At 72.2% G+C, this 21,123-nt stretch carries 18 protein-coding genes; 1 reads left to right on the top strand and 17 read right to left on the bottom strand.

The features are described from left to right. Nucleotides 1-102: 102 nt before the first annotated feature. From ABTX62_RS04715 to ABTX62_RS04745, 7 genes are all read right to left on the bottom strand, one after another. Entirely contained in the window at nt 103-339 is a 237-nt protein-coding gene (locus tag ABTX62_RS04715) for a DUF6191 domain-containing protein (RefSeq protein ID WP_352114803.1), read from the bottom strand. 26 nt (nt 340-365) lie between these two features. Then, complete coding sequence (locus tag ABTX62_RS04720) at nt 366-3,416, bottom strand: helix-turn-helix transcriptional regulator (protein ID WP_352114804.1); 3,051 nt, start codon at nt 3,414-3,416, stop codon at nt 366-368. Between the two features lie 128 nt (nt 3,417-3,544). Further along, the gene (locus tag ABTX62_RS04725; protein WP_352114805.1) at nt 3,545-3,730 is read right to left on the bottom strand and encodes a hypothetical protein; all 186 of its coding nucleotides are present in this window, start codon (nt 3,728-3,730) and stop codon (nt 3,545-3,547) included. A 197-nt stretch (nt 3,731-3,927) separates the two neighbouring features. Continuing rightward, nucleotides 3,928-4,464, bottom strand: coding sequence for a hypothetical protein (locus ABTX62_RS04730; RefSeq protein ID WP_352114806.1), 537 nt, complete (start codon nt 4,462-4,464; stop codon nt 3,928-3,930). Between the two features lie 35 nt (nt 4,465-4,499). Beyond that, the gene (locus tag ABTX62_RS04735) at nt 4,500-5,072 is read right to left on the bottom strand and encodes a GNAT family N-acetyltransferase (RefSeq protein WP_352114807.1); all 573 of its coding nucleotides are present in this window, start codon (nt 5,070-5,072) and stop codon (nt 4,500-4,502) included. Then, nucleotides 5,050-7,293: an MMPL family transporter gene (locus ABTX62_RS04740; protein ID WP_352114808.1), complete on the bottom strand. Its 2,244-nt coding sequence runs from the start codon at nt 7,291-7,293 to the stop codon at nt 5,050-5,052. Before ABTX62_RS04740 ends, ABTX62_RS04735 begins: the two co-directional genes overlap by 23 nt. Nucleotides 7,294-7,451: 158 nt before the next feature. Next, nucleotides 7,452-7,784: a hypothetical protein gene (locus ABTX62_RS04745; RefSeq protein ID WP_352114809.1), complete on the bottom strand. Its 333-nt coding sequence runs from the start codon at nt 7,782-7,784 to the stop codon at nt 7,452-7,454. A 191-nt stretch (nt 7,785-7,975) separates the two neighbouring features. Between ABTX62_RS04745 and ABTX62_RS04750 the strand changes: the two genes are divergently transcribed. Beyond that, the gene (locus ABTX62_RS04750; protein WP_352114810.1) at nt 7,976-8,779 is read left to right on the top strand and encodes an SAM-dependent methyltransferase; all 804 of its coding nucleotides are present in this window, start codon (nt 7,976-7,978) and stop codon (nt 8,777-8,779) included. A gap of 64 nt (nt 8,780-8,843) precedes the next feature. On the opposite strand, the gene gatB is transcribed toward ABTX62_RS04750, so the two are convergent. The 10 genes from gatB to ABTX62_RS04800 form a co-directional block, all read right to left on the bottom strand. Next, nucleotides 8,844-10,358, bottom strand: a complete 1,515-nt coding sequence (gatB, locus tag ABTX62_RS04755; RefSeq protein ID WP_352114811.1) for an Asp-tRNA(Asn)/Glu-tRNA(Gln) amidotransferase subunit GatB — start codon at nt 10,356-10,358, stop codon at nt 8,844-8,846. A gap of 16 nt (nt 10,359-10,374) precedes the next feature. Further along, the gene (locus tag ABTX62_RS04760) at nt 10,375-10,614 is read right to left on the bottom strand and encodes a hypothetical protein (RefSeq protein WP_030851407.1); all 240 of its coding nucleotides are present in this window, start codon (nt 10,612-10,614) and stop codon (nt 10,375-10,377) included. Then, nucleotides 10,611-12,104, bottom strand: a complete 1,494-nt coding sequence (gene gatA, locus ABTX62_RS04765; protein ID WP_283970157.1) for an Asp-tRNA(Asn)/Glu-tRNA(Gln) amidotransferase subunit GatA — start codon at nt 12,102-12,104, stop codon at nt 10,611-10,613. The genes ABTX62_RS04760 and gatA overlap by 4 nt, the downstream gene beginning before the upstream one ends. Nucleotides 12,105-12,109: 5 nt before the next feature. Then, entirely contained in the window at nt 12,110-12,406 is a 297-nt protein-coding gene (gatC, locus tag ABTX62_RS04770; RefSeq protein ID WP_018531282.1) for an Asp-tRNA(Asn)/Glu-tRNA(Gln) amidotransferase subunit GatC, read from the bottom strand. An 850-nt stretch (nt 12,407-13,256) separates the two neighbouring features. Continuing rightward, on the bottom strand, nt 13,257-15,533 hold the full coding sequence (locus ABTX62_RS04775) for a putative bifunctional diguanylate cyclase/phosphodiesterase (protein WP_352114812.1): 2,277 nt from the start codon (nt 15,531-15,533) through the stop codon (nt 13,257-13,259). A gap of 258 nt (nt 15,534-15,791) precedes the next feature. Continuing rightward, a complete protein-coding gene (gene ligA, locus ABTX62_RS04780) occupies nt 15,792-17,987 on the bottom strand; it encodes an NAD-dependent DNA ligase LigA (protein ID WP_352114813.1) in 2,196 nt (731 codons plus the stop codon). Nucleotides 17,988-18,002: 15 nt separating this feature from the next. Further along, on the bottom strand, nt 18,003-19,010 hold the full coding sequence (locus ABTX62_RS04785; protein ID WP_352114814.1) for a methionine synthase: 1,008 nt from the start codon (nt 19,008-19,010) through the stop codon (nt 18,003-18,005). Nucleotides 19,011-19,041: 31 nt separating this feature from the next. After that, complete coding sequence (locus ABTX62_RS04790) at nt 19,042-19,740, bottom strand: SDR family oxidoreductase (RefSeq protein WP_352114815.1); 699 nt, start codon at nt 19,738-19,740, stop codon at nt 19,042-19,044. Between the two features lie 18 nt (nt 19,741-19,758). Beyond that, a complete protein-coding gene (locus ABTX62_RS04795; RefSeq protein ID WP_352114816.1) occupies nt 19,759-20,298 on the bottom strand; it encodes an LOG family protein in 540 nt (179 codons plus the stop codon). Further along, nucleotides 20,295-21,098, bottom strand: coding sequence for a class I SAM-dependent methyltransferase (locus tag ABTX62_RS04800; protein ID WP_352114817.1), 804 nt, complete (start codon nt 21,096-21,098; stop codon nt 20,295-20,297). Before ABTX62_RS04800 ends, ABTX62_RS04795 begins: the two co-directional genes overlap by 4 nt. Nucleotides 21,099-21,123: the final 25 nt, after the last annotated feature.

The raw sequence follows: 21,123 nt of genomic DNA on the forward strand, positions 1-21,123 counted from the left end.
TTTCGCGCGGTGCGGCGGTGGGGGCCCCTCCCGTTCGAGCGAAGCCGAGAGCGGGGGAGCGTGCCGGGCGTCGCGACGCCGCGGAGATCCGTCAGAAGAGCCTTAGCGGCCCGGATCCACCGGGTGTTCCGGGCTCTCCGGCTCCTCCTCGGGCGGGCGCACGACGACCTTCCCGGACGCGAGATCTATCGGCCCGCGTCCGGGATCGCCGTCCCCGACGTCCTCGCGGGTCAGTTCCAGGCGGTTCTGCTCGTCGCGGGTGTGCTTGCGCCCGGGTGAGAACAGTTCCTCGAACACGTTGAACAACTCAGCCTCCCAGGGCCGCGGGGCCCGCGGCATCCGCGACGCCCCTGACAGCGTATGCCTCAGCCCGCCGTACCGGGCAAGAGCATGTCGGCCGGGAACAGCCCCAGTCGGTGGGCCACCGCCGCGGCCTCGCCCCGCCCGGAGACGCCGAGCTTGCCGAGGATGTTGGAGACGTGCACGCTCGCGGTCTTCGGCGAGATGAACAGCTCCTTCGCTATCCGGCGGTTGGTGTGACCCGCGGCGACCAGGCGCAGCACGTCCCGTTCCCGGCTGGTGAGGCCCAGGGCCTCCACGGGGTCGGCCGCATCGGGGTCCGGTCCCCCGGCACGCGTGAGCGGGAGGCGGGCGCGCCGGCCGAGCGCACGGGCGGCGTCGGCGAGCGGCCGGGCACCGAGGTGGCCGGCGACGGTGTGGGTGAGGCGGAGCAGTTCCGTGGCGCGGTCACGCTCGTCCTCGCCGCCGACCGCCAGCAGGGACTCGGCCAGGCGGTACCGGACGCGGGCGAGGTCGTAGGGCCGGTCCAGGGATTCGAAGGCGGTGACCACCTCGGACCAGGCGTCCGGGGTGCTCCGGCCCTCGGCGCGGTGGAGTTCGGCCCGGACCCACTGCTCGTGGGCCAGCCAGACGGGGGCGTGGGTGGTGAGGCGCTTGACGGCCCCGAAGATGCCGTCCAGAACGCCCTCGCGGCCCTCGCGGGCGGCCGGCAGCGCCCGGGAGTCGGCCTCGGCGATGGCCGCTGCGAGCAGCAGGGGCCAGGCGTAGCGCTGGGTGCCGAGCGGGAAGCCCGATTCGAGGGTGCGGGCCAGTTCGGCGCGGGCGTCGGCCAGGCGTCCCTCGGCGGCGGCGAGCGCGATGGTGAGCCAGGAGACCGGCAGGTCGTGCTGCGGCATGGGGTCGTGCGGGCCGTAGGCGGCGCGGCCCTGGGCGAGATGGCGGGCCGCCTCGGGCACCTGCCCGCGCGCGAGCGCCAGGAAGGCCAGGCAGTTGGCACCGGACCCGTGCGGACCGGCTGTCTGTCCGCGTCGCTGGGCGTTGCCGGCGGCCTCGGCGGCCTCGTCCCAGCGGCCGAGGGAGAGGAGCGATTCGGCGAGGTTGCTCCAGATCCAGGCCTCGGCGTCCCGCAGGCCCATCGACCCCGTGAGCCGCAGGCCCTCGCGCAGGATGCCGACGGCCTCCTCGGAGCGGCCGACGCCTTCGAGGACGGAGGGCAGGTTCACATGGCTGCGCCCCGCGATCGCCGCGAGGCCCCGGGCGACCACCTCGTCCCGGACGTCGTACATGTGGCCGAGACCGGTGTCGATCTGCCCGGCGTCGACCATCAGTCCGCCGAGGGTGAGCCGGGCGTTGGACTCGATGTCGTCTGCGCCGACCATGCGCGCGTACTCGACGGCCCGCTCGGCGGCCGTCAGGGCGTCCGGGCCCGGTTCGCGGAGCATCGACCAGTGGGCGGCCGTGGCCAGCACCTCGGCGTGCACCTCGGACGGCGGCAGGCCGCGGACCAGTTCCTGCGCGGTGGCGATCTCCTTCCAGCCGTCGCCCCGGGCCAGCCCCTGCACCAGCCGGGAGCGCTGGATCCAGAACCAGGCGGCACGCTGGGGGTCCCCCCTGCTCTCCTCGTCCAGCAGGCGCAGCGCCCGCTTGGTGATCTTCAGGGCGCGTTCGCGTTCCCCGCAGAGCCGTCCGGCGACGGCCGCCTCGGCCAGCAGGTCCAGGTAGCGCAGGGCGGTGGTGGCCGGATCACATCCGCAGGGAGGGTAGACCTCGGCGTAGTCGACCGGGCGCAGGGTGCGGCGTACGGCGTCGGGGGCGCTGTCCCACAGTTCCATCGCCCGTTCCAGCAGCCGGAGTTGCTCGGCGTAGGCGTGCCGGCGGCGGGCGGAGACGGAGGCTTCGAGGACGGCGGGCAGGGCCTTGGCGGCGTCGTGGGCGTGGTACCAGTAGCTGGCCAGGCGTGTGGTCCGCTGGTCGGCGGGGACGAGGGCCGGGTCGCTCTCCAGGGCTTCGGCGTAGCGGCGGTTGAGGCGGGAGCGCTCGCCGGGCAGCAGGTCGTCGCTGACTGCCTCGCGGACCAGGGAGTGCCGGAAGCGGTAGCCCTCGTCGCCGGGCGCGGGGGCGAGGATGCCGGCGTTCACGGCGGCCCGCAGCGCCTCGATGAGGTCGTCCTCGGTGAGCCGGGCGACGGCGGCCAGCAGCCGGTACTCGACGGTGGAGCCGCCCTCGGCGACGATCCGGGCGACCTGCTGGGCGGGTTCCGGCATTCTTTCGACGCGGACGAGCAGCAGATCGCGCAGCGAGTCGGTCAGACCGGTCCGGCAGCCCTCGTGCGCGGCGACGGCGAGTTCCTCGACGAAGAAGGCGTTGCCGTCGGAGCGTTCGAAGATCGCGTCGACCTGGTCCGGTTCGGGATCGTGGGCGAGGATCCCGGCGATCTGGTGGCACACCTCGTCGCGGTTGAAGCGGGCGAGTTCGAGGCGGCGGATCGTGCGGAGCCGGTCGAGTTCGGCGAGCAGGGGCCGCAGCGGATGGCGACGGTGGATGTCGTCGGAACGATAGGTGGCGAGGACGACGAGCCTGCCGGTGCGCACGGTGCGCAGGAGGTAGGAGAGCAGATGCCGGGTGGAGGCGTCGGCCCAGTGCAGGTCCTCCAGGACGAGGACGACGGTGTGCTCGGCGGAGACGCGTTCCAGCAGGCGTGCGGTGAGCTCGAAGAGGCGGGCCATGCCGTCCTCGTCGTGCCGTTCGGCCCGCGACTCGCCCAGTTCGGGCAGCAGGCGGGCCAGTTCCCCCTCCTGGCCGGCGGCCGCGGCGGCCAGCTCACCGGGGAGTTCGCGGCGCAGTGCGCGCAGCGCGGTGGAGAAGGGAGCGAAGGGCAGCCCGTCGGCGCCGATCTCCACGCAGCCGCCGAGCGCGATCACCGCCCCGCGGCGGCGGGCGGCTGCGGCGGACTCCTCGACCAGGCGGGTCTTGCCGACTCCGGCCTCCCCGCCGATGAGCAGCGCCTGGGGCTCGCCCTCGCCGGCGCGGACGAGCGCGTCGTGCAGCGTGCCCAGCTCCTCGGCTCGGCCGACGAACACGGGGCTGACGGACCTGGTCTCCACGGCCCCGAGCATCGCATGCGGGCCGGACGGCGCGGCACCGGTTTTCCGGTGAACGGCCGGAGCGGCGGCCGCCGTTCCGGTGCGAACGACGGCCGCTGCCCCGCGGGCGGCCATGACGGTGGCCGGTCCCGCCCCGGTGTTCACGCCGTCCGGGCGGACCGGAGCCGGCGGAAACGGCGGCTATGGCTCTCGTGCTCGGCGGAGTGTTCCTCCGCCGGGTGCCGGGCCGCGCGGCGGGCCCGGGCGGCCTCGCGGACCAGGCGCTCGTGGTCGGCGCGGCGGATGAGGTCGGCGGTGCGCAGCTGCTGGAGCTCGTACTCGTACATGGTGTGTCCTTGGTGAGAGGGCCGGTCACGGAGGGTTCCTCCGCTCTGACCTCACTCTCGTCTCCCAGGTGGGGCGGCCACATCGGGAGAGTTCCGCATCTTCGGCGCCACGAGGGGCCTTAGACACGGCCGAGGGGCCTCAGGGGCTTCCGTAAGGTGCTTACGAAGCCCTGAGACCCCTCGGGACGTGCGGTGGCTCAGCTCGCGGACGGCAGTCCGAGCAGGATGCCGGTGTACTTGAGCACGGCCAGGAACAGGCCGATGACGCCGAGCGCGACTCCGGCCCAGGCGACGGACTTGATCCAGGGGGCCTGGATCCTGCCGGGCGTGCCGAACGCGGGGCGGGCGAGCGTCACGACGCCGACGACCAGCGCGATCAGCGCGAACAGGCCGCCCCACAGGGCGGTGGTCTGCCAGGCGTCGCCGTAGACCGCCTGGATCTGCTGGGCCACGCCCGCGTTCTGCGCGGTCTCCAGCTGACCGATGAGGTTCTGGCGCGCGGAGGCCACGGTGCCGATCCAGCTGCCGGTGAGCGAGACGACGCCGAGCGCGGCGGAGACCACGGCGGCGGCGCCCTGGCCGACGCCGGAGGGGCTCTCGTTCTTGGTCTGCGCGTCCTCGGCCGTGGCCGGGACCTCGCTCTGGGGCACCTGGTCGGACTCCGTGGTGTCCACCGCCCTCTCGTCGGTCGTGGCCTTGGTGGCCTCGGTCTCGTCCACTGCGTTCGTTGGCATGTCTCGCACCGTAGGGTCGCTGTCTGAGAAGTCTCTTAATGATCGTCGTGAGCGGCACGCGCGCGTGCGGCGCGCCACTCGGGCGCCAGCACCGACCAGACTTCGAGATCGTGCCGTACGCCACCATAGGGGTGTGCCTCGCGCCGCACACCGTCACGGGTCATTCCGAGTCGCCGCGCCACGTTCAGGCTCGGCTGGTTGCCGGAGGCGGCGACCCACTCGACGCGGTGGATGCCACGCTCCTCGACGGCCCAGTCGATGAGGACCCGCATGGCGCGGGTGACCAGGCCCCGGCCCGTTCCGGCGGGCTCCAGCCAGCAGCCGACCTCGCAGTTCCCGCTCGCCGCGTCGAAGTTCAGGAACAGCACCCCGCCCACCAGCGTCCCGTCCAGCCACAGGCCGTGCAGGGAGCCCGTGTCGGCGGCGCGCAGGTCGGCGTACCGCTGGAGCTTGGCCCGCGCCGAGGCCGGGTCCGTCTCGGTGGTCCCGAACGGGATGTACTGCCCGATGAACTCCCGGCCCCGTTCCAGGTGCGCCAGGAACTCTCCGGCGTGCCAGGGCTCCAGGGGCCTCAGCTCGGCGTCGTCACCCAGGGATATCGCGTACATCCCGCTGCCGCTCCTCCTCCGTCAGGACGTCCGCCACCTCGGCGTCCGTCGCGGCGGCCAGCCTCTCATGGGCGGCACGGCTCTCGGGCGGCTCGATGCTGATGCGCGGCATGCGCTTGTCGAGCCAGCGGGGCAGCCACCAGTTGGCCCCGCCGAGCAGGTGCATCAGGGCGGGGACCAGGAGGGTGCGCAGGACGAAGGCGTCCAGGGCGACGGCGGCCGCGAGGGCGATGCCGAACATGGCGATGACCCGGTCGCCGCTGAGGACGAAGGCGAGGAAGACGGAGATCATGATGACCGCCGCCGAGTTGATCACCCGGCTGGTCTCGGCGAGGCCGACGCGCACGGCCCGTCGGTTGTCCCCGGTCTCCAGCCACTCCTCGTACATCCGGCTGACCAGGAAGACCTGGTAGTCCATGGAGAGGCCGAACAGCACCGACACCATGATCACGGGCAGGAAGGGCTCGATGGGCCCCGCGCTGCCGAGGCCGAGCAGTTCGCTGCCCCAGCCCCATTGGAAGATCGCGACCACCACGCCGAAGGCGGAGGCCACGGCGGCGACGTTCATCACGGCGGCCTTCAGCGGTATGCCGACGGACCGGAAGGCCAGCAGGAGCAGCAGACAGCCCAGGCCGATGACGACCCCGACGAACGCGGGCAGCTTGGAGACGATGACGTCGGCGAAGTCGTCGTAGCCGGCCGTCATCCCGCCCACCTGCACGTCCAAGGCGGTGCCCGCCTCGGCACGCGGCAGCACCTCGCCGCGCAGCCGGTCGACGAGGTCGCTGGTCGCCTGCGACTGCGGGGAGGACTCCGGGACGACGGTGAGGTACGCGGTGTGGCCGCCGGAGTCGAAGGTCACCGGGGTGACCGCGGCGACGCCGTCGGTGGTGCGGAGGGCGCCGTCGAGGTTGTCCAGGGCGAGCTTGTCGCCCGCTCCGTCGACCTTCGTGACGAGGGTGAGCGGGCCGTTCACGCCGGGGCCGAAGCCGTCGGCCAGGAGGTCGTAGGCCTGCCGGGTGGTGGCCGTCTTCGGGCCGTTGCCCTGGTCGGAGGTGCCCAGGTGCAGGGAGAAGGTGGGCAGCGCGAGGACGGTCATGACGGCCAGGGCGACCGCGCCGAGCACCTTGGGGTGGCGCTCCACGAAGGCCGACCAGCGGGCCGCGAAGCCGGTGGGCACCTCGGGTTCCGGTCCATGCTCGGCGAGACGGCGGCGCTCGCGGCGGCTGAGGGCGCGCATGCCGATGAAGGACAGCAGGGCGGGCAGCAGGGTCACGGAGGCGGCGACGGTGAGGACCACGGTGAGGCTGGCCGCGACGGCGACGCCGTTGAGGAAGCTCAGCCGCAGGATCAGCATGCCCAGCAGGGCGATGCAAACGGTGGCACCCGCGAACACGACCGCCCGTCCCGTGGTCGCGACGGCGTTCGTGGCCGCCTCGGTGACGGACAGCCCGCGTTTCAGCCCGCGCCGGTGTCTGGTGACGATGAACAGCGCGTAGTCGATGCCGACGCCGAGCCCGATCAGCATGCCCAGCATGGGCGCGAAGTCGGCGACGGTCATGGCGTGTCCGAGCAGCACGATCCCGGCGTAGGCGGTGCCGACGCCGACCAGGGCGGTGGCGATGGGCAGCAGGGACGCGGCGAGCGAGCCGAAGGCGAGGAACAGCACCACCGCGGCGACGATCACGCCGACGATCTCGGCGAGGTGCCCGCCGGAGGACTCGGTGAGCGCGACGGCGCTGCCGCCCAGCTCCACCCGGAGCCCGTCGGTCTCGGCGCTCTTCGCCGTGTCGACGACGGCCTGTGCCTGGCCCTCGCCGATGTCCTCGGCCCGGTCGTCGAAGGTGACCGAGGCGTACGCGGTGCGGCCGTCCGCGCTGATGCGGCCCTCGCCCGGCCCGTCGTAGGGGCTGGTGACCGAGGCCACGCCGGGGAGGTTCTCGATCCGGTCCAGGGTGCGGGTCATCGTCTGCTCGACGTCGGCGGCGCGGACGCTGCCGGAGGTGTGCCAGACGACGGTGTCGCTGTCCCCGCCGAGCTGCGGGAACCCTTCGTGCAGCAGTTCGGTGGCACGGCCCGACTCGGTGCCGGGGACCTGGTAGTCGTTCGAGTACGAGGTACCGGCGACGGCGGCGCCGGCGGCGATCCCCGAGAAGGCGAGGAGCCACAGCAGGACGCTGAGCAGACGGCGCTGGACACACCAGCGTGCGAGGGCTGCCACGAGACGTGCTCCCGGAGTTGCCTTGGGTGGATCTTTGACCGGGAACAGTCGTGCACGAACTGAACGGCCAGCAAAGAACGCATGAGCAATGCGCTGCCACTCTTACAAACGCGAGAGATCATTTGTCGGTTTCGTGGGCTTATTCACAGCGTCCGGCCTCAGTCGAACTGGTCCCCCAGCGCCATCACCATCACGCCCGCGACCAGCAGCCACAGCGCACGCCGGGTGCGGCCACGGGAGCCCAGCACTGCTGCGGCAGCGCAGACGGCGGCCCCGCCGGCGTACGCGGCGGGGACGAGCGCCGGCGCGGATCCGGTGAGGCGGAGCAGCGCCGCGGCGAACCCCGCCAGGGTCAGTGCGGCGCCGGTGGCCGCCGCCGTCCAGCGGGCCCGGCGCGCGTCTTCCCTGAGGTCATCGGCCTCGTCCTGCCCGGCGGCCCTCTCCGCGTCCGCTATCGCGGGATCGGTGTCGGAATCAGCACGTCCACTCATGGCCGAGACGGTAGCGCGCCGGGCGGGGAAAACCGGGTGCGGGGCCGGTCAGCGGGCTGTTAGCGTCCGCTCGTCCGAGTCATGCCCGCGGCATCCCGCCGCCCGGCCGAAGCAGGTGCTTTGTTTGACGGTCCGACCGAGCTCCGCCGCATCCCCCTTCTTCCTCAAGGACTCAAGGAGCCCGTCCACCGATGTCGGACATCACTTCCCGGACCTCGAACGACCCCCTCACTGACCGTGTGCGTCACCCCGGCTATCCGCGCAGCAACGGCTACGCCGCCCGCTGGACCATCGACCACCAGATGGGCCCGCACGCACTGTGGCTGCTGGAGTGGCTGGCCCCCGCCCTGGGGCTCGACACCCTGAGCCCCGGATCCCGCGTGCTCGACCTGGGCTGCGGCCGCGCCATGACGTCGGTCTTCCTCGCCCGGGAGTACGACGCCCAGGTCACCGCCGCCGACCTGTGGGTCAAGCCCGGCGAGAACGCCGGGCGCATCGCCGAGGCGGGTGTCGCCGACCGCGTCCTGCCCGTGTTCGCCGAGGCGCACGATCTGCCGTTCGGCGAGAGCAGCTTCGACACGATCGTCTCGATCGACGCCTACCAGTACTTCGGCACCGACGACCTCTACCTGCCCCACCTGACACGGCTGCTGAAGCCCGGCGGGCGGATCGGCGTCGTCGTACCGGCGCTGCGCGAGGAGATCGACGGCGTCGAGCCGCCGGAGCACCTCAAGCCGTACTGGCAGCCCGACTTCTGGTGCTTCCACACCGCGGCGTGGTGGCGACGCCACTGGACCCGCAGCGGGGCCGTGGACGTCGAGACGGCCGACTGGCTGGAGGACGGCTGGCGCGACTGGCTGCGCTGGTGCGAGGTCGTGGCCGAGGAGCACACGGACGAGTGGCACATCCGGATGGCCCGGCAGTGCGCCGAGATGCTGCGCCTCGACCGGGGCGAGACGCTGGGCTTCGTCCGGGTCGTGGGGCGTCGCCGCTGAGCGCGTGACGAAGGGGGGACGCGCCGGGTTCGGCGCATCCCCCCTTCGGTCGCGTCGGCGGGGCTCAGCCCTCGCTGACGCCCAGCTTCTGCAGGATCAGCTCCTTGACGCGGGCCGCGTCGGCCTGCCCCCGGGTCGCCTTCATGACCGCGCCGACCAGGGCGCCGGCCGCGGCCACCTTGCCGCCGCGGATCTTGTCCGCGATGGCCGGGTTGCCGGCGATGGCCTCCTCGACGGCGGTGGTGAGGGCGCCCTCGTCGGAGACGACCTTCAGGCCCCGCTTGTCGACGACCTCGTCCGGGGTGCCCTCGCCCGCGAGGACACCCTCGATGACCTGCCGGGCCAGCTTGTCGTTCAGGTCGCCCTTCGCGACGAGCTCGGTGACCCGGGCGACCTGGACCGGCGTGATCGCCAGCTCGTCGAGCGCCTTGCCCGACTCGTTGGCGCTGCGGGCCAGCTCGCCCATCCACCACTTGCGGGCGGACGCCGCGTCGGCCCCGGCCTCGATGGTGGCGACGATCGGCTCCAGCGCACCGGCGTTGAGGATCGCCTGCATGTCGGTGGCCGAGACGCCCCACTCCTCACGGAGCCGGTTGCGGCGGACCAGCGGCAGCTCGGGCAGCCCGGCGCGGATCTCCTCGACCCACTCACGGGAGGGAGCCACCGGGACGAGGTCGGGCTCCGGGAAGTACCGGTAGTCCTCGGCCTCCTCCTTCACCCGGCCCGAGGTCGTCGACCCCGTGTCCTCGTGGAAGTGGCGGGTCTCCTGGATGATCGTGCCGCCGGACGACAGCACGGCCGCGTGCCGCTGGATCTCGAAGCGGGCCGCGCGCTCCACGGACCGCAGCGAGTTGACGTTCTTCGTCTCCGAACGCGTGCCGAACTTGTCGGTGCCGTGCGGCCGCAGCGACAGGTTCACGTCGCAGCGCATCTGGCCCATCTCCATCCGGGCCTCGGAGACGCCGAGCGCCTTGATGAGCTCGCGCAGCTCACGGACGTAGGCCCGCGCGACCTCGGGGGCACGCTCGCCCGCGCCCTCGATCGGCTTGGTGACGATCTCGATGAGCGGGATGCCGGCGCGGTTGTAGTCCAGCAGGGAGTGGGACGCGCCGTGGATGCGGCCGGTGGCGCCGCCGACGTGGGTCGACTTGCCGGTGTCCTCCTCCATGTGGGCGCGTTCGATCTCCACGCGGAAGGTCTCGCCGTCCTCCAGCTGGACGTCGAGGTAGCCGTTGAAGGCGATCGGCTCGTCGTACTGGGAGGTCTGGAAGTTCTTCGGCATGTCCGGATAGAAGTAGTTCTTCCGGGCGAAGCGGCACCACTCGGCGATCTCGCAGTTCAGCGCGAGGCCGATCCTGATGGCGGATTCGACGCCGGTCGCGTTGACGACCGGGAGCGCGCCGGGCAGGCCGAGGCAGACCGGGCAGGTCTGCGTGTTGGCGTCCTGGCCGAGAGCGGTCGAACAGCCGCAGAACATCTTGGTCTTGGTGCCGAGTTCGACATGGACCTCAAGGCCCATGACGGGGTCGTACGACGCGAGTGCGTCCTCGTACGACACCAGGTCGGTCGTGGTGGTCACGGTGAGTACTTCCCTCTCAGCCCAGCAGAACGTCGTCGTCGCCCAGCTGCTTCAGCTCGCGATAGAGAATGGCCAGGTTGGTGACGACCGCGGCTCCGGTCACGACGGCGTCGAGCAGCCGCAGCGTGTCGTTGTCTCCGCGGGCCTTCTTGATCTGCTTGTAGACCCCGACGGCGCCGAACGCCGACGTGGCCATCGAGATGTACAGACCGGACTTGGACTTCTTGAAGCCCTTGGCCTTGGACAGTGCGCTCACAGTGACGGAGCCTCCTCGATCAGCGGGTGGCCCCACTTTTCCACGAAGGCGGCCTCGACGGCCGCACCCACCTTGTACAGGCGGTCGTCCTTCATGACGGGGGCGATGATCTGCAGACCGACCGGGAGGTTGTCCTCCGGGGCGAGACCGCACGGCAGCGACATGGCCGCGTTGCCCGCCAGGTTGGTCGGGATGGTGCACAGGTCGGCGAGGTACATCGCCATCGGGTCGTCGGCGCGCTCGCCGATCGCGAAGGCGGTGGTCGGGGTCGTCGGAGAGACGATCACGTCGACCTGGTCGAACGCCTTGTCGAAGTCCTGCTTGATGAGCGTGCGGACCTTCTGGGCGCTGCCGTAGTAGGCGTCGTAGTAACCGCTCGACAGGGCGTAGGTGCCGAGCATGATGCGGCGCTTGACCTCGGGGCCGAAGCCGGCCTCGCGGGTGAGGGAGGTGACTTCCTCGGCGGAGCGCGTGCCGTCGTCGCCGGTCCGCGCGCCGTAGCGCAGGCCGTCGAAGCGGGCGAGGTTGGAGGAGCACTCGGAGGGCGCGATCAGGTAGTACGCCGACAGCGCCAGGTCGAAGGACGGGCAGTCCAGCTCGACGATCTCGGCGCCCAGCTCCTTGAGCAGCGCGACGGACTCGTCGAACCGCTGGATGACACCGGCCTGGTAGCCCTCGCCGCGGAACTGCTTGACGACGCCGACGCGCATGCCCTCGACCGAGCCGTTGCGGGCGGCCTCGACGACCGGCGGGACCGGGGCGTCGATCGACGTGGAGTCGAGCGGGTCGTGCCCCGCGATCACCTCGTGCAGCAGGGCCGCGTCCAGGACCGTGCGGGCGCAGGGGCCGCCCTGGTCGAGGGAGGAGGAGAAGGCCACCATGCCGTAGCGGGACACCCCGCCGTACGTCGGCTTCACACCGACCGTGCCGGTGACGGCGGCGGGCTGGCGGATGGAGCCGCCCGTGTCGGTGCCGATGGCGAGGGGGGCCATGTGCGCGGCCAGCGCGGCGGAGGAACCGCCACCGGAGCCGCCGGGGATCTTGGTCAGGTCCCAGGGGTTGCCGGTCGGACCGTAGGCGCTGTTCTCGGTGGAGGACCCCATGGCGAACTCGTCCATGTTGGTCTTGCCGAGGATGACCACGTCGGCGGCCTTCAGACGCTGGGTGACGGTCGCGTCGTACGGCGGGATCCAGCCCTCGAGGATCTTCGAGCCGACCGTGGTCGGGATGCCCTCGGTGGTGAAGATGTCCTTCAGCGCGAGGGGCACACCGGCCAGCGGGCCGAGCTTCTCGCCCTTGGCGCGCTTGTCGTCGACGGCACGGGCCTGGGCCAGGGCGCCCTCGCGGTCGACGTGCAGGAAGGCGTGCACCTTCTCGTCGACGGCCTCGATGCGGGCGAGGTGGGCCTCCGTGACCTGGACCGCGGTGAGCTCGCCGGAGGCGATCTTCGCGGCGGTCTCGGCTGCCGTGAGCTTGATGATGTCCGTCATGGCTGTTAGTCCTCCCCCAGGATCTGCGGCACCTTGAAACGCTGCTGCTCCTGGGCCGGGGCGCCGGAGAGCGCCTGCTCGGGGGTGAGCGACGGACGGACCTCGTCCGCGCGCATGACGTTCGTCAGCGGGAGCGGGTGCGAGGTCGGCGGTACGTCTTGGTCGGCGACCTCACTGACGCGGGCGACCGCGCCGATGATGTCGTCCAGCTGTCCCGCGAAGTGGTCGAGCTCTTCGGGCTTCAGCTCCAGACGCGCCAGCCGGGCGAGGTGGGCGACCTCCTCGCGCGTGATGCCAGGCATGCAGCGATCCTCTGGGGTGAGTGAAATGGATTTGGCCCAATCCTATGGGGCGAGGGGCCGTGCCCGTGAAACGGTTTGGCCCGGCCGTCGGCGACGGCGGGTTCTCCCGGGCCGCGCGCCTCAGGATGTGGCCCTCGTGCGGCGCCCGTCGAGCCGCCGGATGACGGCCCGGACGCACTCGGACGGCGACGGCAGTGGAAGAGCGTCACCCTCGCCCGAACCGCCGAGCCGGGCGAGAGCCCCGGACTGGAGGGCCGACCGCCCGGCAACCCGACGGGAGAGCTTCACCTCGCCCGAGTCACCAAGCCGGGCGAGAGCCCCGGACTGGAGGGCCGACCGCCCGGCAACCCCGACGGGGGGCTTCGCGCTCGCCCGAACCGCCGAGCCGGGCGAGCAGACCCCGGGCTGTAGGGCCACCGTCGTCGGCGGTTGGGAGGGCCGGGCCCTCCTTCGCCGACCCGCGGGCAGTACCTTCACCGGCGGGAGGCAGGACCGCCATCTCCCACCGGCGGGCGGGAGGGGTACCATCCACCGGTGCCGGGGAGGGCCGCCTCCGTTCGCCGGCGGGCAGGACAGGCGCCATCCACCAGTGCTCAGGAGGACCGCCTCCCTTCCCCCACGGGCAGGACAGGCACCATCCACCAGTGCTCAGGAGGACCGCCTCCCTTCCCCCACGGGCAGGACAGGCGCCATCCACCAGTGCTCGGGAGGACCGCCTCCCTTCCCCCACGGGCAGGACAGGCACCATCCACCAGTGCTCAGGAGGACCGCCTCCCTTCCGCCACGGGCAGGACAGGCACCTCTCGTGCGCACCACGGAGCCGTGCGGGCGGCACGGCCGGGGCGCAGGCCTACTCGTCGGCCGTCGCGGCGGGCAGCGCGGCACGCGGCCGCTGCCACCCCCGGGGCCCCCGCGCCCGCAACCACGCCGTGGTCTCCTCCGGTGGCATCGCCGCGGCGACCAGCCAGCCCTGGACTGCGTCGCAGCCGAGGTCGCGCAGGCGCTCCCAGGTCTCGTCGTCCTCGACGCCCTCGGCGACCACGAGCAGGCCGAGGGAGTGGGCGAGGTCGACCGTGCAGCGCACGATCTCCGCGTCCTCGGTGTCGATCGCGAGCCGGGCCACGAACGAGCGGTCGATCTTCAGCTCGCTGACCGGCAGGCGGCGCAGGTGCACCAGCGAGGAGTAGCCCGTACCGAAGTCGTCGAGGGACATCTTCACGCCGTGCGCGGTCAGCTGGTTGAGGGTGTCGGCGGCGCGCTGCGGGTCCTCCAGGAGGACGTGCTCGGTGATCTCCAGTTGGAGCGCTCCCGCCGGGACGCCGTGCCGGGCCAGCCGGGCGGCGACGGAGCCTGCGAAGCCGGGGGTGTGCACATCGCGCGGGGAGACGTTCACCGCGACCGGGACGAACAGGCCCTGGCTCCGCCAGTGCGCGACCTGGCCGAGGGCGGTCTCCAGCACGTACTCGGTGAGGTGGGGCATCAGGCCCGAGGACTCGGCGATCGCTATGAATTCGTCCGGCGGCACCTTGCCCCGCTCGGGGTGCACCCAGCGGACCAGGGCCTCCAGGCCCGCGACCTGACCGTCGAAGCGGACCTTGGGCTGGTAGTGCAGATGCACCTCGTGGGCGTCGAGGGCGCGGCGCAGATCGCCCAGCAGGCCGAGACGGTCGGGGGTGTTGGAGTCGCGCTTGGACTCGTAGACCTCCACCCCGGTGCGGTCCCGTTTCGCCTGGTACATCGCCACGTCCGCCCGCCGCAGCAGCCCTTCGGCGTCCAGGGCGTGGTCGGGGAAGACGGCGACTCCGGCGCTGGCCTCCAGCACGAGGGTGAGGCCGTCGAGGTCGAGCGGGGAGCTGAGCGCGGCGACGAGGTTGCGGGCGACGCGGGTCGCGGAGGTCGTGGAGTCGGCGACGGGCAGTAAGACGGCGAACTCGTCCCCGCCGAGCCGGGCTGCCTCCGCCCCGCGCGGCAGCGCCACCCGCAGCCGGTCGGCGATCTGCAACAGCAGCCGGTCACCGGCGAGATGACCGAGCGTGTCGTTGACCGACCGGAACCGGTCGAGGTCGATCAGCATCAACGCGGCGCGGGCGTTGATCCGCTCCGCGTCGTCCAGTGCGGTCCAGATGCGCTCCAGCAGCCACTGACGGTTGGGCAGCCCGGTCAGCGGGTCGCGCAATTGCTCCTCCGCGCGGGCCCGGGCTATCCACAGGGTGGAGTCCAGGGCGATGAGCGGGATGGCGAACAGCGGCAGCAGGATCGGCTTGGCCGCGGCGACCACGCAGACCAGCGGCGCGATCCCCAGCAGCGCGACCGCGACCAGGCCCTGTCTGACCAGGGCGGTGCGGGCGACGGTGGGCAGGCCGGGGCGCGGGGCGTACAGATACCAGAGCAGGACGCGGCTGACCGTCAGATAGGCGACGGCGACCAGGGCCACTTGGGGTCCGGTGGCCAGTGTCCAGGCGGCGGGCTCCGCCGGGGACTCGACGGAGGGCACGCTGCCGAAGACGCCCAGCACGAGCGCGCCGGCGCCGATGCCGAGGAGGTCGACGGCGCCGTGCAGCACGCCCTGGCGCCAGCGGTTGCGGCGGGCTATCCCGACGAGCACGACGACCGTCAGGCTGACCATGCCGGCCGGAACCCAGCCGTAGAGCAGCAGCACGGCGAGGGTGAGGGCGGCACCCGAGCCGGTGCCGCCCCACCAGCGGGAGCGGCCCAGCATGACGAGGTGGCCGACGATGACGCCGGTCAGCACGGCCAGCGACCAGCCGGCCGCGCCGGACGGGAAGAGGGCGTGGCCGTCGGTGAAGGCACGGTAGAAGCCCGCGCCCAGGACGAAGCCGGCCGCGGCGACGACGGCCGCGGGCAACGCGGGCCAGGAGTGCTGCCGTTCACCGTCCGCGTCCCCGCCGACCAGTCCGGAGGTGTGGTCGGTGATCGGTGGTGCGCCGGGGCCGCCGGCGGCCCGCCCCGCGCCGGCCCGCCCGTCCGGGGTGTACTGTCCGACGGCGCGCACCTCCGCACCCGGACGTCCCGCCGGCCGCCCGGCCCCACGGACTGCACGCCATGCGACCGCCATGCGGCGCAGACGCAGCCGTGAGCCCGGCACGGCGCTCTCGGTCGGTTCCATTCCCGTCCCTCTCACAGCCGGCGGTGCCCACGCCCCGCGGCCCGGTGCCCGACATCCCTCAACGGCCCGCGCTGGAAAACCCTTCCCCGCGCTCTGTGCGAGCACGAAGTTGCCCCGACCGCAGCTGGGCACGGCAGGCGCACATCTCAACAGTAGGCCGCGAAAGGCTTCCTCGGGCAGCGGTCGCCGACGGTTGCCCGAATGCGCCCCGGCCACCCGTATGCATCTGGTATGCGCCGAACGGGTGGCCTTCAACCGCTACTCCTCGGCCGAAAGCGCGACGTCGGCCGCCGCGTCCGGTCCTTGCTCCAGCAGGACGCCGAAACCCTCCTCGTTCAGGACCGGAACCTTCAGCTGCATCGCCTTGTCGTACTTCGACCCGGGACTGTCCCCCACCACGACGAACGAGGTCTTCTTCGAGACCGAGCCGGTCACCTTCGCTCCGCGGCTCTGCAACGCCTCCTTGGCGCCGTCCCGCGTGAAGTGTTCGAGCGTGCCGGTGACGACGACGGTGAGGCCTTCGAGGGGGCGCGGCCCCTCGTCCTCGCCGGTGCTCTCGGCCTCCAGACGGACGCCCGCGGCCTTCCACTTACGGATGATGTCGCGGTGCCAGTCCTCGGCGAACCACTGCTTGAGGGAGGCGGCGATGATCGGGCCGACGCCCTCGGTGGCCGCCAGCTCCTCCTCCGTGGCCTGGTCGATCCGCTCGATCGAGCGGAACTCGCGGGCCAGCGCCTCGGCCGCGACGGGGCCGACGTGACGGATCGACAGGCTGGTGATGACGCGGGCGAGGGGGCGCTCCTTGGCCGCCGCGATGTTCTCCAGCATGGCCACCGCGTTCTTGCGGGGCTTGCCCTCCTGGTTGGCGAAGATCCTGGCGACCTTCTCCTCGCCGGTCTTCGGGTCGCGCTTGGGCAGACCGCTGTCCGGGTCGAGGACGTACGCCTTGATGGGCAGCAGCTGCTCGATGGTGAGGTCGAACAAGTCGCCCTCGTCGACGAGCGGCGGGGTCTTCGGCTCCAGCGGGGCGGTGAGGGCGGCGGCGGCGACGTAGCCGAAGTGCTCGATGTCCAGGGCCTTGCGGCCCGCGAGGTAGAACAGGCGCTCGCGCAACTGGGCCGGGCAGGTGCGGGCGTTCGGGCAGCGCAGGTCGACGTCGCCCTCCTTCATCGGCCGCAGCGGCGTGCCGCACTCGGGGCACTCGCTCGGCATCACGAACTCGCGCTCGCTGCCGTCGCGCAGGTCCGCGACGGGGCCGAGGATCTCCGGGATGACGTCACCGGCCTTGCGCAGCACGACCGTGTCCCCGATGAGGACGCCCTTGGCCTTCACCACGTCCTGGTTGTGCAGCGTGGCGAACTCGACCTCGGAGCCCGCGACCGTGACCGGCTCGACCTGGGCGTACGGGGTGACGCGGCCCGTGCGGCCCACACCCACACGGATGTTGACGAGCTTGGTGTTGACCTCCTCCGGCGCGTACTTGTACGCGATCGCCCAGCGCGGCGCGCGCGAGGTGGAGCCCAGGCGGCCCTGAAGGGGGATCTGGTCGAGCTTGACGACCACGCCGTCGATCTCGTGCTCCACGGAGTGGCGGTTCTCGCCGAAGTGGGCGATGAACTCCCGTACGCCCTCCAGCCCGTCGACCACCTTGTTGTGCCGGGAGGTGGGCAGGCCCCAGGCCTTGAGCAGGTCGTAGGCCTGGGAGAGACGGGTCAGGCCGGTGAAGCCCTCCAGGGCGCCGATGCCGTGGACCACCATGTGCAGGGGCCGGGTGGCGGTGACGCGCGGGTCCTTCTGGCGAAGGGAACCGGCCGCCGCGTTGCGCGGGTTGGCGAAGGGCTTGTCACCGGCCTCGACGAGGCGGGCGTTGAGCTCCTGGAACTTCTCCATCGGGAAGTAGACCTCGCCGCGGATCTCCACGAGGTCGGGGACGTCGTCGCCCTTGAGGCGGTCGGGGATCTCGGCGATCGTCCGCACGTTCGGTGTGATGTCCTCACCGGTGCGGCCGTCGCCGCGGGTGGCAGCGCGGGTGAGACGGCCGTGCTCGTAGGTGAGGTTCACGGCGAGGCCGTCGACCTTCAGCTCGCACAGGAAGTGGTACTCCTGGTCGCCCAGTTCCCTGGCGATGCGCTCCGTCCAGGCGGCCATCTCCACGTCGTTGAACGTGTTGTCGAGGGAGAGCATGCGCTCGCGGTGCTCGACCGCCGTGAACTCCGTCTCGTACGAGCCGGACACCTTCTGCGTCGGCGAATCCGGAGTGCGCAGCTCCGGGTGCTCCTCCTCCAGCGCCTCCAGGGAACGCAGCAGCTGGTCGAACTCCGCGTCGCTGACGACGGGAGCGTCCTTCACGTAGTAGCGGAAGCGGTGCTCCTCGATCTGCTCCGCGAGGCGCGCGTGCTTCTCCCGTGCCTCGGCGGGCACCGTCGTCGTCTCCGCTTGCTTGTCGCCGGCCACCGTGTCGTCCTCCCGTTACTCTGGGTTGTCCGCGAGGGATCTCGCCGCCCGGGCGCAGTGCGCGAGAGCCGCGCGCGCGTACCCGGGGGAGGCCCCCGCGAGTCCGCACGACGGGGTGACCGTGACCGCCTCCGCGAGAAGCCCCGGAGACAGCCCCAGCCTGCGCCACAGCGTCCTGACACCCATGACGCTACCGGCAGGGTCTGACAATGGACCCTCCGCGCCCGGGACGACACCGGTGAAGAGCCGGGTGCCCGCTTCCACGGCCTCCCCGATCACTTCGTCGTCACGCTCGGTGAGCAAGGAGAAGTCGAAGGAGACGGCGGCCACCCCGGCCCGGCGGAGCAGGACGAACGGCACGTCGGGGGCGCAGGAGTGCACCACGACCGGGCCGTCGGTGTGCGTGCCGACGAGGTCGCGCAGCGTCTGCTCGACGACCTGCCGGTCGGTGGCCCGGTGGGTGCGGTAGCCGCTGGCGGTCTTCACCTGGCCGCGCAGGACGGCGGTGAGGGACGGCTCGTCGAGCTGGAGGACGAGCTGCGCGCCGGGGACCCGCCGCCGCACCTCGGCGAGGTGCAGACGCAGGCCCTCGGCGAGGGAGGCGGCGAGGTCGCGGCAGGCACCGGCGTCGGAGAGGACGGCCTCCCCGTTGCGCAGCTCCAGGTTGGCCGCGAGGGTCCAGGGACCGACGGCCTGCACCTTCAGCGGCCCCGCGTACTCCTGCGTGAACTCCTCCAGCGCGTCGAGGTCCTCGCCGAGCCAGGAGCGCGCTCGTCTGGTGTCGCGCCCCGGCCGGTCCCCGAGCCGCCATCCGCTGGGCTCCACGCGCGCGTAGAGCTCGACGAGCATGCCGGCGGTCCGCCCGATCATGTCCGCACCGGGGCCCCGGGCGGGCAGTTCGGGCAGGAAGGGGAAGTCCTCGAAGGTGCCGGTGACGGTCTTGACGGCCTCACGGGCGTCGCCGCCCGGCATGGATCCCACGCCGGTGGCGGCGCCGAACCTGAACTGGCTGTTTTCGCTCACCGGAGCAGCCTACGCAGCGCCGTGACCGGGGTCAGCCTCCCGGGCGCACCGTCAGGTCGTTGACCTCCGCGTCCCTCGGCAGGTCCAGGGCCATGACGATGGTCGTGGCGACCGACTCGGGGTCGATCCACTTCGAGGCGTCGTACTCTTTGCCCTCCTGCTGGTGGACCTTGGCCTGCATGGGGCTGGCGGTGCGGCCGGGGTAGACCGAGGTGACGCGGACGCCGCCCGCGTGCTCCTCGTGGCGCAGGGAGTCGGCGAGCGCCTTCAGGCCGTGCTTGGAGGCGGCGTACGCGGACCAGTCGGCGTGGGCGCTCAGGCCGGCGCCGGAGTTGACGAAGAGCACGTGCCCGCGGGCGGCGCGCAGCTGGGGCAGGAAGTGGCGGGTCAGCTCGGCGGGTGCGATCAGGTTGACGTTGAGCTGGTGGCGCCAGGCTTTGGGGGTGAGCTCGCCGACCGGGCCGAGGTCGACGACGCCGGCGATGTGCAGCAGCGAGTCGACGCGGTCCGGCAGCGACTGGTGGGAGAAGGCCCAGGACAGCTTGTCGGGGTCGGCGAGGTCGCCCACCAGGGTCCTCGCGCCGGGGAACTCGGCCGCCAGTTCCTTCGCGCGGCCCGCGTCGCGCGCGTGCAGCACGAGGTCGTCCCCGCGCGCGTGCAGGCGGCGGGCCACGGCCGCGCCGATGCCGGAGCCGGCTCCGGTGATCACATGAGTAGCCATGCCCGCCATGCTCGCATCAGTACCGGGTCATCCGATGCCCCGGCTCTCCTCCAGGTACGCCAGCGCCCCCACCGGCTCCTCGGCGAAGAACACCAGGTCGGTGAGCGGCCGGGGCAGGAAGCCCTCGGTGTCCATGCGGCGGAACTGCTCCTTCAGGCCGTCGTAGAAGCCCGCGGTGTTGAGCAGGACCACCGGCTTGTCGGTGTGGCCGTGCTTCTTCAGCTCCAGGATCTCGGTCGCCTCGTCGAGCGTGCCCGTGCCGCCGACCATGATCACCACCGCGTCGGCCCGCTCCAGGAGCAGCCTCTTGCGCTCGGCGAGGTCCTTGGCGATCACCATCTCGTCGACGCCCGGGCGGGCCTTGGCCGCGAGGAACTGCACGGAGACGCCGGCCAGCCGGCCGCCCGCCTCCTGCACCCCGTCGGCGACCACCTTCATGAGGCCGACGTCGGAGCCGCCCCACACCAGCGTGTGGCCGCCCTTGCCCAGCAGCGTGGCGAACTCCCGCGCGGGGCCGGTGTAGCGCTCGTCGAGGTCGGCGGCGGACAGGAAGACACAGATGTTCATGAACCCACCGTAGGGGCCCGGTCCACCGTGACGGTGACCCGCAGTTTGGACTGCCGGTGCGGCAGGCGCTCCCAGTCGTCCATGAACCGGGCGGACAGGCCGTGCCGCGCGGCGAGGTCGGTGAGGGTCCGCGTGCGGTAGTAGAAGTCCTCGTGCAGGACCTGGTGCTCCTGGCCCTCGGTACGGTCGAACGTGAAGTCGAAGAACCCGCCGGGTGCGAGGATCCGGCCGACGTGGGCGAAGCACTCCTCGATGACGTGCAGCGGAGAGTGCGAGAAGACGCTGTGCGCGTGTACGACGTCGAAGTGCGCCTCCGGCAGGAAGGCGAAGGTGAGGTCGTCGGCGAGCGCCAGATAGGGCAGTTTGGGCTGGAGCTTCTCGGCCACGAGGGTGTCCTGGGCGGCCAGCAGGATGGGGGGCGAGATGTCGATGCCGTAGTAGTTGCCGGTGTCGAGGTAGTCGATGAACAGCCGGCCGGCGCGCAGATTGCCGCAGCCGATCTCCAGGAGGCGGTGGTGCGGCCGGAGGCCGTGGCCCACCAGGTAGTCGAACTGCATGCGGCCGATGCGCGCCCACTGCTCGCGCGAGGGGTTGTGCCCCACCGCGGCTTCGGTGCTGCGGGCCGCGTCCGAGGCCATCACGGCCCGGTAGTAGGCGATGTGGTCGGGGTGGCGCAGCCGCAGCCAGGCGTCCCGCGCCGCGCGCCGGGCGTGCGCGGGCACCCGCTCCGGGTGGCGCAGGGCGTACCGGACCTGGTGCAGCAGGCTGGAGCGGTTTCCGGCCGGTTCCGTAGCGCGCATGGGGACCTCCTGCGGCGAGGGAAGA

The sequence above is a fragment of the Streptomyces sp. NPDC096046 genome (assembly GCF_040303285.1).
GTDB lineage: Bacteria > Actinomycetota > Actinomycetes > Streptomycetales > Streptomycetaceae > Streptomyces.